Origin of the sequence: Streptomyces sp. NPDC017676, assembly GCF_044329325.1 — a bacterium.
Taxonomy (GTDB): Bacteria; Actinomycetota; Actinomycetes; order Streptomycetales; family Streptomycetaceae; genus Streptomyces.
Window position 1 is genome coordinate 44,955 of the sequence record NZ_JBIRJA010000026.1, and the last position, 14,517, is coordinate 59,471.

At 69.5% G+C, this 14,517-nt stretch carries 12 protein-coding genes and 1 riboswitch; of the genes, 9 read left to right on the forward strand and 3 right to left on the reverse strand.

The genetic code is table 11. The annotated features are described in order from the left end of the window. Positions 1 to 27: 27 nt before the first annotated feature. The 3 genes from glyA to gcvT form a co-directional block, all read right to left on the reverse strand. Positions 28 to 1,293, reverse strand: coding sequence for a serine hydroxymethyltransferase (gene glyA / locus ACH4LD_RS38675; protein ID WP_398058997.1), 1,266 nt, complete (start codon positions 1,291 to 1,293; stop codon positions 28 to 30). Positions 1,294 to 1,307: 14 nt separating this feature from the next. After that, complete coding sequence (gcvH, locus tag ACH4LD_RS38680) at positions 1,308 to 1,685, reverse strand: glycine cleavage system protein GcvH (RefSeq protein WP_398058998.1); 378 nt, start codon at positions 1,683 to 1,685, stop codon at positions 1,308 to 1,310. A gap of 138 nt (positions 1,686 to 1,823) precedes the next feature. Next, positions 1,824 to 2,942: a glycine cleavage system aminomethyltransferase GcvT gene (gene gcvT / locus ACH4LD_RS38685; protein WP_132791294.1), complete on the reverse strand. Its 1,119-nt coding sequence runs from the start codon at positions 2,940 to 2,942 to the stop codon at positions 1,824 to 1,826. A gap of 155 nt (positions 2,943 to 3,097) precedes the next feature. After that, positions 3,098 to 3,193, reverse strand: a riboswitch (glycine riboswitch). A gap of 179 nt (positions 3,194 to 3,372) precedes the next feature. Between gcvT and ACH4LD_RS38690 the strand changes: the two genes are divergently transcribed. The 9 genes from ACH4LD_RS38690 to ACH4LD_RS38730 all read left to right on the forward strand — a co-directional run bounded on the left by ACH4LD_RS38690 (position 3,373) and on the right by ACH4LD_RS38730 (position 14,487). After that, positions 3,373 to 4,041 carry an AAA family ATPase gene (locus ACH4LD_RS38690; protein ID WP_398058999.1) on the forward strand — a complete coding sequence of 223 codons (669 nt, stop codon included), beginning with the start codon at positions 3,373 to 3,375 and terminating at the stop codon, positions 4,039 to 4,041. A 66-nt stretch (positions 4,042 to 4,107) separates the two neighbouring features. Next, entirely contained in the window at positions 4,108 to 4,899 is a 792-nt protein-coding gene (locus ACH4LD_RS38695) for an enhanced serine sensitivity protein SseB (protein ID WP_398059000.1), read from the forward strand. Positions 4,900 to 5,068: 169 nt separating this feature from the next. Continuing rightward, positions 5,069 to 5,854 carry an enhanced serine sensitivity protein SseB C-terminal domain-containing protein gene (locus ACH4LD_RS38700; protein ID WP_398059033.1) on the forward strand — a complete coding sequence of 262 codons (786 nt, stop codon included), beginning with the start codon at positions 5,069 to 5,071 and terminating at the stop codon, positions 5,852 to 5,854. Positions 5,855 to 6,203: 349 nt separating this feature from the next. Continuing rightward, positions 6,204 to 7,202, forward strand: a complete 999-nt coding sequence (locus ACH4LD_RS38705; RefSeq protein ID WP_132791285.1) for an ABC transporter permease — start codon at positions 6,204 to 6,206, stop codon at positions 7,200 to 7,202. A gap of 37 nt (positions 7,203 to 7,239) precedes the next feature. After that, the gene (locus ACH4LD_RS38710) at positions 7,240 to 9,015 is read left to right on the forward strand and encodes an ABC transporter substrate-binding protein (RefSeq protein ID WP_398059001.1); all 1,776 of its coding nucleotides are present in this window, start codon (positions 7,240 to 7,242) and stop codon (positions 9,013 to 9,015) included. Between the two features lie 72 nt (positions 9,016 to 9,087). Next, positions 9,088 to 10,095 carry an ABC transporter permease gene (locus ACH4LD_RS38715; protein ID WP_398059002.1) on the forward strand — a complete coding sequence of 336 codons (1,008 nt, stop codon included), beginning with the start codon at positions 9,088 to 9,090 and terminating at the stop codon, positions 10,093 to 10,095. Beyond that, the gene (locus ACH4LD_RS38720; RefSeq protein ID WP_132791276.1) at positions 10,092 to 11,186 is read left to right on the forward strand and encodes an ABC transporter ATP-binding protein; all 1,095 of its coding nucleotides are present in this window, start codon (positions 10,092 to 10,094) and stop codon (positions 11,184 to 11,186) included. Before ACH4LD_RS38715 ends, ACH4LD_RS38720 begins: the two co-directional genes overlap by 4 nt. Then, positions 11,183 to 12,997, forward strand: coding sequence for an ABC transporter ATP-binding protein (locus tag ACH4LD_RS38725; protein ID WP_398059003.1), 1,815 nt, complete (start codon positions 11,183 to 11,185; stop codon positions 12,995 to 12,997). Before ACH4LD_RS38720 ends, ACH4LD_RS38725 begins: the two co-directional genes overlap by 4 nt. A gap of 98 nt (positions 12,998 to 13,095) precedes the next feature. After that, a complete protein-coding gene (locus ACH4LD_RS38730; RefSeq protein ID WP_132791270.1) occupies positions 13,096 to 14,487 on the forward strand; it encodes a M1 family metallopeptidase in 1,392 nt (463 codons plus the stop codon). Positions 14,488 to 14,517 lie beyond the last annotated feature (30 nt).

Sequence of the window (14,517 nt, forward strand, 5' to 3'; positions counted from 1 at the left end):
ACCCTCGGCGGGTGCCCCACCGGGGACTCACTTGTTCAGGCCCGGGTACAGCGGGTGCTTGTCGGCGAGCGCCTTCACGCGCGCCTTCAGGGCCTCGGCGTCGTAGGACGGCTTCAGCGCCTCGGCGATCACGTCCGCGACCTCGGCGAAGTCCTCGGCCGTGAAGCCGCGGGTCGCCAGGGCCGGCGTACCGATGCGCAGACCCGAGGTGACCATCGGCGGCCGCGGGTCGTTCGGGACGGCGTTGCGGTTGACCGTGATGCCGACCTCGTGGAGCCGGTCCTCGGCCTGCTGCCCGTCCAGCTCGGACGCACGCAGGTCCACCAGGATCAGGTGCACGTCCGTGCCGCCGGACAGCACGTTCACGCCGGCCTCGCGGGCGTCCGGGGCCGTCAGGCGCTCGGCGAGGATGCGGGCACCCTCCACCGTACGACGCTGGCGCTCCTTGAAGTCCTCCGAGGCCGCGACCTTGAAGGACACCGCCTTGGCCGCGATCACGTGCTCCAGGGGACCGCCCTGGAAGCCGGGGAAGACGGACGAGTTCAGCTTCTTCGCGAAGTCCTTCTTGGCGAGGATGATGCCGCCGCGGGGACCGCCCAGCGTCTTGTGGGTGGTGGAGGTGACCACGTCGGCGTGGGGCACCGGGTTGGCGTGCAGACCGGCCGCGACCAGGCCCGCGAAGTGCGCCATGTCGACCCACAGGTACGCGCCCGCCTCGTCGGCGATCCGGCGGAACTCGGCGAAGTCCAGCTGCCGGGGGTACGCCGACCAGCCCGCGATGATCACCTTGGGGCGGTGCTCCTTGGCGAGCCGCTCGACCTCGGCCATGTCGACCAGGCCGGTCTCGGCGTCCACGTGGTACGCGACCACGTCGAACTGCTTGCCGGAGAAGTTCAGCCGCATGCCGTGGGTCAGGTGGCCGCCGTGCGCCAGGTCCAGGCCGAGGATGGTGTCCCCGGGCTGGGCCAGCGCGAAGAGGGCCGCCTGGTTCGCGGAGGCGCCGGAGTGGGGCTGCACATTGGCGTACTCGGCGCCGAACAGCTCCTTGACCCGGTCGATGGCGATCTGCTCGGCGACGTCGACGTGCTCGCAGCCGCCGTAGTAGCGGCGGCCCGGGTAGCCCTCGGCGTACTTGTTCGTCAGGACCGAGCCCTGCGCCTCCATCACCGCGAGCGGCGCGAAGTTCTCGGAGGCGATCATCTCCAGGGTCGACTGCTGGCGGAGCAGCTCGGCGTCGACCGCGGCGGCGATCTCCGGGTCCAGCTCGTGCAGGGGCGTGTTCAGGACAGTCATACGGCTACGACTCCTCAGCCGGCGGAAAAGGCGGTGTACTCGTCGGCGGAGAGCAGGTCGGCCGGCTCCTCCGCGACGCGTACCTTGAACAGCCAGCCACCCTCGAAGGGGGCGGAGTTCACCAGCGACGGGTCGTTGACGACGTCCTCGTTGACCTCGGTGACCTCACCGGTGACCGGCGAGTACAGGTCGGACACCGACTTCGTCGACTCCAGCTCGCCGCAGGTCTCGCCCGCGGAAACCGAGGAGCCGACCTCGGGGAGCTGGACGAAGACGACGTCACCGAGCGCGTTGGCCGCGTGCTCCGTGATGCCGACCGTCGCGACGCCGTCCTCGGCGGCCGACAGCCACTCGTGCTCCTTGCTGTAGCGCAGCTGCTGGGGGTTGCTCATGGCCTGAATTCTCCTGTACACGCGAGGGTGCTGATGACGGGGGGACTACGGAAACCGCTGGTGAGCGGGCGAATGTGCGCAGCGTCACGCCCCGGCCACGGGACCGGGGTCCCCGGGAGGCGCGACCGCGCCCAGTGTCTACTTCTGGCGCTTGTAGAACGGCAGCGCCACGACCTGGTACGGCTCGTGGGTGCCCCGGATGTCCACGCCGACGCCCTCGGTACCCGGCGCCGCGTGCGCCGCGTCGACGTAGGCCATGGCGATCGGCTTGCCCAGGGTGGGGGAGGGGGCGCCGGAGGTGACCTCGCCGATCACCTCGCCGCCGGCGACGACGGCGTACCCGGCGCGCGGCACCCGGCGGCCCTCGGCGACCAGGCCGACCAGGACCCGCGGCGGGTTCTCCTGGGCCCGGGAGGCGGCCTCGGCGAGCGCCTCGCGCCCGACGAAGTCGCCCTCCTTCTCGAACTTGACCACGCGGCCGAGCCCGGCGTCGAACGGGGTCAGGGAGGTGGTCAGCTCGTGCCCGTACAGCGGCATGCCCGCCTCAAGGCGCAGCGTGTCCCGGCAGGACAGCCCGCACGGGACCAGTCCGGCGCCCTCGCCCGCCTTGGTCAGCGCCTGCCACAGCTCGACGGCGTGCTCCGGCTTGACGAACAGCTCGAAGCCGTCCTCGCCGGTGTAACCCGTGCGGGCGATCAGCGCCGGGACGCCGGCGACCGTGCCGGGCAGACCGGCGTAGTACTTCAGGCCGTCGAGGTCGGCGTCGGTGAGGGACTTCAGGATGCCGGGGGACTCCGGGCCCTGCACGGCGATCAGCGCGTACGCGTCCCGGTCGTCCCGGACCTCGGCGTCGAAGCCCTCGGCGCGCTCGGTCAGCGCGTCCAGCACCACCTGGGCGTTGGAGGCGTTGGCCACGACCATGTACTCGGTCTCGGCGAGCCGGTAGACGATCAGGTCGTCCAGGATGCCGCCGTCGGCCCGGCAGATCATCGTGTAGCGGGCACGGCCGACGCCGACGGAGGCGATGTTGCCGACCAGGGCGTGGTTCAGGAACGCGGCGGCCTGGTCGCCGGTGACGGTGATCTCGCCCATGTGGGAGAGGTCGAAGAGACCGGCCCTGGTCCGCACGGCGAGGTGCTCGTCGCGCTCGGAGCCGTAGCGCAGGGGCATGTCCCAGCCGGCGAAGTCGGTCATCGTCGCACCGAGCGCGCGATGCACGGCATCGAGCGCGGTGTGGCGGAGTTCAGTGCTGCTCATCGGACGGTGGTCTCCCAAGGCGAGCGGACAGGCGAGGAACGTTCCTCCCCATCTGTCATCGGAACCTGAGAGGTTCGCCACGACCGCCACAGGGACGATCAGGGCTTGCACCTTGGGTGGAGCCACTGACACAGCGGCCCGCTTTTCAGATGTGCCTCGCCCGCGCGGTAACGGGGCCTGAGAGATTCAAGGGAGGGACTTGCTCCTTCGGCGTCCCAGCCCGGGGCTGGGAACTCTCCCGCGCGGATTCAAGCGGCCGGTATGCAGTTGGCGGGCACATCATTGCACGCCGCTCCCCGCCCATCCAGAGCGTGCTCCTTGTGACCGAGCTGTGGCAGAACGCACACGAACCTCCTACCGTTGCGCATTACCTTCTCTTTACATAGAACGGGCATGGGGATGACCGAGCCCACTGGGGAGGACGATCACGGTGAACAGGACATCGGCCTACGCCACCGACGCCGGCGTCGCGGTGCCGGGGCAGCCCTCCGCCCTGGCCCGCGGGCGCCGCGCCGACCACCCCGCCCCGGTCGTCCGCGACCTGCGCGACCGCGCGGGCCGCAGCCCGCACGCCCTGCTCTTCGGCCCCCGCGACCTGGTGGTGATCACCGGTCTGCCCGGCAGCGGCAAGTCCACCCTGATGCACCGCGCGGTCACCGGCCACCGCGTCGACTCCCAGGACACCCGCGACCGCTGGGACGCCCGCGTCCCCCGCTCCGTCCCCTACGCGCTCTACCGCCCCCTGGTCCGCCTCGCCCACTACGCCGCGCTGCGCCGGGCCCTGCGCACCGGCGAGGGCGTCGTCGTGCACGACTGCGGCACCCAGCCCTGGGTGCGCGCCTGGCTGGCCCGCGAGGCCCGGCGCCGCGGCGCCACCCTGCACCTGCTCCTGCTCGACGTCAGCCCCGAGACGGCCCGGGCGGGCCAGCGCGAGCGCGGCCGGGGCGTCTCCCGCTACGCCTTCCGCCGCCACCGCCGTACGACCGACCGGCTGCTGCGCGCGGTGGAGAAGGGGGAGCTGCCCGCGGGCTGCGGCGCGGCGGTGCTGCTGGACCGGGAGGCGGCGGACGTCCTCGGCCGGGTCGGCTTCGCACGGTGAGGCACGGTCACAGCCACCCGCTAGCCTTCTTGCTCACAGCAGTGGTTCCCAGCAGGCGGTAGGCAGATGGACTTCCCGGCGGACATCCCAGCGGACTTCCCGGCACAGGCACACCCCCATCCGCACGGCGGATGGCCCGGCAATGAACTGGAGGAGGTGCTGTCGGCCTCCCTCGGGATCCCCGCGGCGGCCGGCCGGATCATCGAGGTCCTCGGCCGCAGCTTCCTGTGGATACCGCTGCCCAACGGCGGCGGCCCGCACAGCGGGCCGCTGGACCTGCCGACGATGGAGATCGACGGCCAGGTGTACGTCCCGGTGTTCAGCTCCGAGGAGCAGCTGCGCCAGGCGGCCGGTCCCCACATGTCGTACACCATCGCCCCCGCCGTGGAGTTCGCGCGCGGCCTGCCGCCGCAGGCGGGCGTCGCGGTGAACCCGGGCGGTGTGGTCGGCATCCCGCTGCCGCCCGACGCCGTGGCCGAGCTGTGCCGCGCCGGCCGCACCCCGCTCGACGGGCCGGGCACCGGCGGCCGGGTCCGTCTCTTCGAACCCGACTGGCAGGACGACCCGGTCGACTTCCTCTCCGCGGCCTCCGCCGAGTTCGCGGGGACCGGCGTGGTCCTCACCGCCCGCCGCTGCCTGGCCGCCATCGAGACGGCCGACCCGGTGATGTTCGTGGGCGTGGAACTCTCCCAGTGGGAAGGCGACATCCGGACCCTGCCCCTGGACGCCCTCGGCCGGGCCCTCGGCAAAGTCCCGGTCAAGTGGCCGGTCAACCTGGTCCTCATGGACGCGGCCGATGACCCGGTCTCCGACTGGCTGAAAACGAACGTCCGGCCTTTCTACCAGTACGGCCACTGACGCACCGAAGGGGCGCGGGGAGCTGCGAGACCAGCCGCAGACGACCCGCGCCCGCGCACGAACCCGAAGCCCCGAGCTGCCAGGCGCTTAAGCTGTCTCCAAACGAGGGGCAAACGAAGAAGGGCCGGTACACCAGGTGAGCGCGAGCCACAGCGGCAGCGTCGAGCACATGCTGCGCCAGGTCACCCCGGGACGCTACGACGCCTACGAGGCCCTGCTCCGCGCCCTCGCCACCCCCTCCTCCGGCCAGGTCTGGATGCTCCTGTGGCACGGCCAGGCCGGCTCCCCGGACGCCCAGTACGGGGACATGGAGGTGGACGGCTTCCACTACGCCCCCTGCGTCACCTCCGCCCAGGAGCTGTCGGCCAGCGGCTGGAACCGGTCGTACGAAGTGGTCGACGGCCTGGACGTGGCCCGCACCCTCTACCCCGACCACTACGGCCTCTGGCTCAATCCGCACGCCCCGGGCGGCGGCGTCGGCATCCCCTGGCTGGATCTGCGCCGCATCGCCACCGGCCTGGACCGCCAGCCCGCCGGCCCGCTCAGCCTGTCGGAACCCGGCATCGAGATCCCGCAGTTCTACGCCCTCCTCGCGCAGAACGCGCACCGCACCCCCGCGCTCCGCTCGCTGCGCCGCGCCTGGGTCCAGCCCGCGCTCGGGGCGCCGTATCTCGCCATCGGCCTGGACGTCTACGAGACCTCGCCGGCCGCCGTCGACTCGGTGCGCGCGATGATGCAGCAGTCCATCGGCGCGGTCCCGGAGGGGCTGCCGGTGTCGACGGTCGCGATGACCGACGGCTACGACCCGGTGGTGATGTGGATGCGGGCCAACGCGCGTCCGTTCTACGACCGCGAGGCGCACGCCCCCGCGCCGCAGCCGCAGCTTCAGGCACCGGTCCCGCCGCAGGCCCCGGCCGGCGGGTACGGCTACCCACCGGTGCACGGCGGTTACTGACAACTGATCGGAACCGGACGTGTTTTGAGTCCGAGTCACACAATTAACACGGGCGACACACTTCTGCGCGCGTAGACATCGGCCATACGTCCCGAACCGCGTGGATTCGCCGTTCTGCCCCAACTGGCCCACGTCCGATACTCGTTACCCAGCGATCGGATAACGGAATCCTCCGGACTGCATCACGGTTGCGCATACTTTCGCCGTCAGCTCTGGCGGGTGATCACAAAGACGCTGAAGACTCCCGACTCAGACATGAGGTCGAGACCTCATGCTCGATGGCAAGTCGACAAAGCCGCAATCCGCGGCAGCGCAGGCCGGTCACCACCGGCGAGAGGGGTCGCTCACCGTGACCGCACCGATCGAGACCACCGGGGCGGCAGCCGAGGCACAGCCGGAGGCTGTGCTGGAGGGTGCCGGTAAGGGGCAGATCGAGGGTCGTTCCCTGGGCCAGATCGCCTGGACCCGGTTCAAGAAGGACAAGGTCGCCGTCGCGGGCGGCGTCATCGTGATCCTGCTGATCCTTCTCGCGATCCTCTCCCGCCCCATCCAGGCCCTCTTCGGCCTCGACCCCAACGCCTTCCACCAGGACCTGATCACGCCCGACACCTCGCTGCCCAAGGGCGGCTGGGGCGGCATGAGCCTCGACCACCCGCTCGGCGTGGACCCCAAGTTCGGCCGTGACATCGCCACCCGCATCCTGGAGGGCTCCTGGGTGTCGCTGGTGGTCGCGTTCGGCGCCACCGTCCTGTCCAACGTCATCGGCGCGATCATGGGTGTCGTCGCGGGCTACTACGGCGGGCGGGTCGACTCGGTCATCAGCCGGCTGATGGACACGTTCCTCGCCTTCCCCCTCCTGCTCTTCGCGATCGCCATCTCCGCCACCCTCCAGGGCGGCGCCTTCGGTCTCAACGGGCTGCCGCTCCACCTGAGCGTGCTGATCTTCGTCATCGGCTTCTTCAACTGGCCCTACCTGGGCCGGATCGTGCGAGGCCAGACCCTCGCCCTGCGTGAGCGCGAGTTCGTGGACGCCTCCCGGGGCATGGGCGCCAAGGCCCCGTACATCCTGTTCCGGGAGCTGATGCCCAATCTGGTCGGCCCGATCATCGTCTACTCGACGCTGCTCATCCCGACCAACATCCTCTTCGAGGCGTCTCTGAGCTTCCTCGGCGTCGGCATCCAGCCGCCGCAGGCGTCCTGGGGCGGCATGCTCCGTGAGGCGGTCACCTACTACAAGGTCGACCCCCAGTACATGATCGTCCCCGGTCTCGCCATCTTCGTGACCGTCCTGGCGTTCAACCTGCTCGGTGACGGTCTCCGCGATGCTCTCGACCCGCGCAGCCGCTGACGCCTGCCACCGCAGAGAGCCCGAAAAGTTTCCAACAATGGAGGGGAAAGCTCCCATCATGCGAAGGTCAGCGCTGGCCGCGATCGCGGCCATCGGCTCCGCCAGCCTGTTTCTTGCGGGTTGCAGCAAGGCCGATGACAACAAGAACGAGAACGGCAACACCAAGTCGGCCGGCGCCAACGCCGCGACCAAGGGCATCGTGAACGTGTCCGACAAGAAGGGCGGCACGGTCACCTACGAGATGTCCGACGTGCCGGACTCCTTCGACCCGGGCAACACGTACTACGCCTACATGTACAACCTCAGCCGGCTGTACGCCCGCCCGCTGATGACCTTCAAGCCGGGCGCCGGCCAGGAGGGCAACACCCTGGTCCCGGACCTCGCCGCGAGCAAGGGCGTCCCGAGCGACGGCGGCAAGACCTGGACGTACAAGCTGCGTTCGGGCCTGAAGTACGAGGACGGCTCGCCGATCACCTCGAAGGACGTCAAGTACGCCGTCGAGCGCTCGAACTTCGCGCGTGACGTGCTCTCCCTCGGTCCGAACTACTTCCAGCAGTTCCTGGCCGGCGGCGACAAGTACAAGGGCCCGTACAAGGACAAGAGCGACAAGGGCCTGTCGTCCATCCAGACGCCGGACGACACCACGATCGTCTTCCACCTGAAGCAGGCCTTCCAGGAGTTCGACTACCTGGTCGCCGCCCCGCAGACGGCCCCGGTGCCCAAGGCCAAGGACACCGGCGTCGACTACGTCAAGCACATCGTGTCCTCCGGCTCCTACAAGTTCCAGAGCTACGACGACGGCAAGCAGGCCGTCCTCGTGCGCAACGAGAACTGGGACCCGAAGACCGACCCGCTGCGCAAGCAGCTGCCGGACAAGATCGTCGTCAACCTGAAGGTCAACCCGGAGAAGATCGACCAGGACGTCATGGCGGGCGACGCCATCGACCTGGCCGGCACCGGCGTCCAGGCCTCGACCCAGGCCGACGTGCTCACCGACCCCGCCAAGAAGGCCAACACGGACAACACCTACGGTGGCCGCCTGGTCTACATGGCGATCAACACCAAGGTGAAGCCGTTCGACAAGGTGGAGTGCCGCAAGGCCGTCCAGTACGCGATCGACAAGGTCTCGGTGCAGACCGCCGAGGGCGGCCCGATCCGCGGTGACATCGCCTCCACCGTCCTGCCGCCGGACATCCCGGGCTACACCAAGGCCGACGTCTACGCCACCGCCGGCAACAAGGGTGACGCCGCCAAGGCCAAGGAGCAGCTGAAGGCCTGCGGCAAGTCCTCGATCTCGACGAACATCACGGCCCGTTCGGACCGTCAGCAGGAGATCGACGCCGCCACGGCGATCATCAACTCGCTGAAGAAGGTCGGCATCAACGCCAGCCTGAAGCAGTACCCGTCGGGCAAGTACTTCACCGACTACGCGGGTGTGCCGAAGTTCACCGAGAAGCAGAACATCGGCCTGATCATGATGCAGTGGGGTGCCGACTGGCCCTCCGGCTACGGCTTCCTGCAGCAGATCCTGAACGGCAAGGCGATCAGCCAGTCCGGCAACACCAACCTGTCGCAGTACAACAACAAGGACGTCAACCAGCTGCTGGGCAAGGCGATCGGCACGCAGGACACCAACGAGCGCAACAGCCTCTACACGCAGATCGACAAGAAGACCATGGACGACGCCGTCCTGGTCCCGCTGACCTACTTCAAGGTCCTCCTGGGCCGCCCGCAGAGCTACACCAACCTGGTTTCCACGGCGGCCTTCAGCGGTCAGTACGACTACCTCAACATCGGCGTCGCGTCGAAGTAGCAGCCCCGGAAGGCAGGTGAAGGCATTGGTGCCCGCGGGCTTCGCGGCCCGCGGGCACCAGCGCCGGTCCCCGTGATCTCGTACATCCTCCGCCGGACGGCCGCGGCAGTGATCCTGCTGCTGGTCGTCTCCGCGGTCACCTTTGCCATCTTCTTCCTGCTGCCACGGCTCGCCGGCCAGACAGCGGATCAGCTGGCGCAGCAGTACATCGGCAAGAGCCCGTCGAAGGCGGACATCGCCGCGGTCAAGCACAATCTCGGTCTGGACCAGCCGGTCTACGTCCAGTACTGGCACTTCATCAAGGGGATCGTGGCCGGTGCCGACTACAACATCGGTCCCACCACGGTGCACTGCGACGCCCCGTGCTTCGGCTACTCCTTCAAGACCCACGAGGCGGTCTGGCCGCAGCTCACCAGCCGGATGCCGGTGACGATCTCGCTGGCCGTGGGTGCCGCCGTGCTGTGGGTCCTGTCGGGCGTGGCGATCGGTGTCGTCTCGGCGCTGAAGCCCCGTTCCTTCTTCGACCGTGCCTTCATGGGTGTCGCCCTCGCCGGTGTCTCGCTCCCCATGTTCTTCACGGGCAACCTGGCCCTGCTGCTCTTCACCTACCAGTGGCCGATCTTCGGCACCACGTACGTCCCGTTCACCGAGAACCCCTCGCAGTGGGCCAACACCCTCTTCCCGGCGTGGTGTTCGCTCGCGCTCCTGTACTCCGCCATCTACGCGCGGCTCACCCGCTCGGGCATGCTGGAGACGATGAACGAGGACTTCATCCGCACGGCCCGCGCCAAGGGCCTGCGCGAGCGCAACGTCGTGGTCCGGCACGGACTGCGCGCGGCCCTCACCCCGATCATCACCGTGTTCGGCATGGACCTCGGTCTGCTGCTCGGCGGCGCCCTGATCACCGAGTACGTCTTCTCGCTGCACGGCATCGGCGAGTACGCGGTGAAGGCCATCACCGACAACGACCTGCCCCCCATCCTCGGCGTGACCCTGCTCGCCGCCTTCTTCGTCGTGATCGCAAATCTCCTGGTGGACGTGCTCTACGCCGCCGCCGACCCGCGGGTGAGGCTCTCGTGACCGAACTCTCCAAGACCGGCGCCGCGGTGGGCGAGCCCACCGACTCCGGCAAGGCGCCCGAAGCCTTCCTGGAGGTCCGCGACCTCAAGGTGCACTTCCCGACCGACGACGGCCTGGTGAAGTCCGTCGACGGGCTCAGCTTCTCGCTGGAGAAGGGCAAGACCCTCGCCATCGTCGGCGAGTCCGGCTCCGGCAAGTCCGTCACCTCGCAGGCCATCATGGGCCTGCACCGGCTCGGCACCCGCGGCAAGAACGTGCGGATGTCCGGCGAGATCTGGCTGGACGGCAAGGAACTGGTCTCCGCCGCCCCGGACGAGGTGCGCAAGCTCCGCGGCCGGGAGATGGCGATGATCTTCCAGGACCCGCTGTCCGCGATGCACCCCTACTACAAGATCGGCGACCAGATCGTCGAGGCCTACCGGGTGCACCACGACGTCAGCAAGAAGGTCGCCCGCGCCCGGGCCATCGAGATGCTCGACCGCGTCGGCATCCCCGAGCCCGCCAAGCGCGTCGACGGCTACCCGCACGAGTTCTCCGGCGGTATGCGCCAGCGCGCCATGATCGCCATGGCGCTGGTGAACAACCCCGAGCTGCTCATCGCGGACGAGCCGACCACCGCCCTCGACGTGACCGTCCAGGCGCAGATCCTCGACCTGATCCGTGACCTGCAGAAGGAGTTCGGCTCCGCGGTCATCATGATCACTCACGACCTCGGTGTGGTCGCCGAGATCGCCGACGACGTCCTCGTGATGTACGGCGGCCGGTGCGTGGAGCGCGGTCCCGCCGGCGAGGTCTTCGAGCAGCCGCAGCACCCCTACACCTGGGGCCTGCTCGGCTCGATGCCCCGCATCGACCGCGAGACCTCCGAACGGCTCATCCCGGTCAAGGGCTCGCCGCCGAGCCTCATCAACGTCCCCTCGGGCTGCGCCTTCCACCCCCGCTGCCCGTACGCGGACATCCCCAAGGGGAACGTCACCCGCACGGTGCGCCCCGAGCTGGAGCTGGTGAGCACCGGGCACTGGTCCGCCTGCCACCTCTCGGCCGAGGACCGCCGGCGGATCTGGACCGAAGAGATTGCGCCCAAGCTGTGAGTGAGACCAAGAAGACGGACACCGTCGCCGAGGCCGCGGTCCCGAAGCAGGCGTCGGCTCCCGAGGAGCGGGACGTGCTGCTCAAGGTCGAGGGGCTGACCAAGCACTTCCCGATCAAGAAGGGCATCCTGCAGCGCCAGGTCGGCGCCGTGAAGGCCGTCGACGGCATCGACTTCGAGGTGCGCAAGGGCGAGACCCTGGGCGTGGTCGGCGAGTCGGGCTGCGGCAAGTCGACCATGGGCCGGGTCATCACCCGGCTCCAGGACCCGACCGGCGGGAAGATCACCTTCGAGGGCCAGGACATCACGCGGCTGAGCACCGGGCAGATGCGCCCGCTGCGCCGCGACATCCAGATGATCTTCCAGGACCCGTACGGCTCCCTGAACCCCCGGCACACCATCGGCTCGATCGTCTCGGCGCCCTTCCGGCTCCAGGGCGTGGAGCCCGAGGGCGGGGTGAAGAAGGAGGTCCAGCGGCTCCTCGACCTGGTCGGCCTGAGCCCCGAGCACTACAACCGCTACCCGCACGAGTTCTCCGGCGGTCAGCGCCAGCGCATCGGCATCGCCCGCGCGCTCGCCCTGAAGCCGAAGCTGGTCGTGGCCGACGAGCCGGTCTCCGCGCTGGACGTGTCGATCCAGGCGCAGGTCGTGAACCTCATGGACGACCTCCAGCAGGAGCTGGGCCTGACCTACGTGATCATCGCGCACGACCTGTCGGTCGTCCGGCACGTCTCGGACCGCATCGCGGTGATGTACCTCGGCAAGATCGTGGAACTCGCCGACCGCACCTCGCTGTACGAGTCGCCGATGCACCCGTACACCAAGGCGCTGATGTCGGCCGTGCCCGTGCCGGACCCGAAGCGCCGGGGCCAGAAGAGCGAGCGCATCCTGCTCCGCGGCGATGTGCCCTCGCCCATCGCCCCGCCCTCGGGCTGCCGCTTCCACACCCGGTGCTGGAAGGCGACGCAGATCTGCAAGACGACCGAGCCGCAGCTCGTGGAGCTCCGGCCGGGCCAGCGGGTCGCCTGCCACCACCCGGAGAACTTCGCCGACCAGGCCCCGCAGGACACGGTCCTGCTGACGGCGGCGAAGGAGGCGTCGGAGCTGGTACCGGACGCGGTTCTCTCCGAGGGCCCGGCCGAGAAGGAACCGGTGGCGGAGAAGGCGACGGCCGCGGAGAAGGCGACGGCCGCGGAGGAGACGGCTGCTGCTGAAGCGGCGACGGCTTCCGAGGCGACGGCTTCCGAGAAGGAGTCGGCGTCCGAGAAGGAGCCGGCGGCTTCCGACAAGGAGGCGGCTTCCGAGAAGGAGCCGGCGGCTTCCGACAAGGAGGCGGCCTCTGAGAAGGAGTCGGCGGCTTCCGAGGACAAGCCGGCTGCCTCTGAGGACGAGCCGGCCTCCGAGGAGAAGGCGGTGTCCGGCAAGGCGGCTTCCGCGGAGGAGGCGGCGGCTGACGAGGAGGCTTCCGAGGAGGCGGCTTCCGAAGAAGACGCTTCCGACGAGGACGCGGCTTCCGACGAGAAGGCTCCCGAGGCGGTTTCCGAGAAGGAGGCGGCGGCTTCCGAGAAGGCCGCGGCCTCCGGTGTGAAGACCGGTCCCGGCGCCGAGGTCTCGGCGGAGAAGGCCGCGCCCGCGGCCGACGCCCCCGCCGAGGAGCCCACCGCCTCCACCGGTGCCGCGGCCGACGCCCCGGCGGAGGGTTCGGGTGACACCGAGGCCGTCGCCGAGGAGGCCGGCCGCGAGGCCGAGGCCGAGGCCGAGGCCATCGGCAAGGCGTCCGGTGCCGACTCCCAGGAGTCAACCGACAAGTAGCGCATGACAACTAGGTAAAGTCATGTACATGTCTGAGCGGGAGAGTGCAGAGTCGTCCGTGCCCGACCACTGATCGGCACGCTCGAAAGGGACGACACATGGCATTCTCCCGTTCGGCACGTCTGGGGGCTGTCGCCACCGCGGCAGCCTCCTTCCTCGTCATCGCCGCCTCCTCCGCCCCGACCCCCGGCGCCCCCGGCATCGGCGACCCCTACTTCCCCCGGCTGGGCAACGGCGGCTTCGACGCCCGCCATTACGACCTGGACATCGCCTACGCGCCGGACACCGGCCGCCTGGACGGCCGTACGACCCTCACGGCCCGCGCCACCCAGAAGCTCTCCTCCTTCGACCTCGACCTCCAGCAGCTCGAAGTCACCGGTGTCCAGGTCGACGGCAGACCCGCGCGGTTCACGCGCGACGGCGACGAGATCACCGTCACCCCGCGCCACCCGCTCGCCGCGGGACGGGACTTCACCGTCTCCGTGACCTACGGCGGCGTACCGCAGGCCCTCGGCGGACCGATCGTCTTCGGCTCCGACTACGGCTGGATGAAGACCCCCGACGGCGTCTTCGTCGCCTGCGAACCCAACGCCGCCTCCACCTGGTTCCCGTCCAGCGACCACCCCGCCGACAAGGCCACCTACGACATCCGGATCAAGGCTCCCCGGGGCCTGACCGGCGTCTCCAACGGCCGGCTGGTGTCGACGTACGACAAGGGCGGCTCGACGTACACCCACTGGCGGGAGTCGAAGCCGATGGCGACCTACCTCGCCACCGCCACCATCGGGAAGTTCGACGTGCGCACCGGGCGCACCCCCGGCGGCACCCCCATCTACGTCGCGATCGACCCCGTGCTCAAGAACAGCAACAACGTCGACGTGTACGCCGTCACAGCCGCCGCCACCGACTACTGGTCGCAGGTCTTCGGGCCGTACCCCTTCGAGGAGACCGGCGCGATCGTCGACGACATGCCGCAGGCGGGGTTCTCGCTGGAGGTGCAGAGCAAGCCCGCCTACTCGGCCGTGCGCAACGAGTCGACCATCGTGCACGAGCTGGCCCACCAGTGGTTCGGCGACTCGGTGAGCGTGGCCCAGTGGAAGGACATCTGGCTCAACGAGGGCTTCGCCACCTACGCCCAGTGGCTGTGGGCCGAGCACCAGGGCACCCGCAGCGCCCACGACTCCTTCCTGGCCGGCTACGACTCCCGCCCCGCCGACTCCGCCTTCTGGCAGATCAAGGTCGCCGACCCGCAGCGGGACACGATGTTCGCCTCCGCCGTCTACCAGCGCGGCGCGATGACGCTCCAGGTGCTGCGCGAGCGGATCGGTGACACGGCCTTCTTCAAGCTGCTGCCGGCCTGGACGAAGCTCCACCGGTACGGCAACGCGGACACCGCCGACTTCATCCGCCTCGCCGAGCGCGTCAGCGGGCAGCAGCTCGACGATCTCTTCGACACCTGGCTGTTCACCACAGGGAAACCCGCCCTGTGAGCCTGGCTTTGTAAGGTTCACGCACTCCGA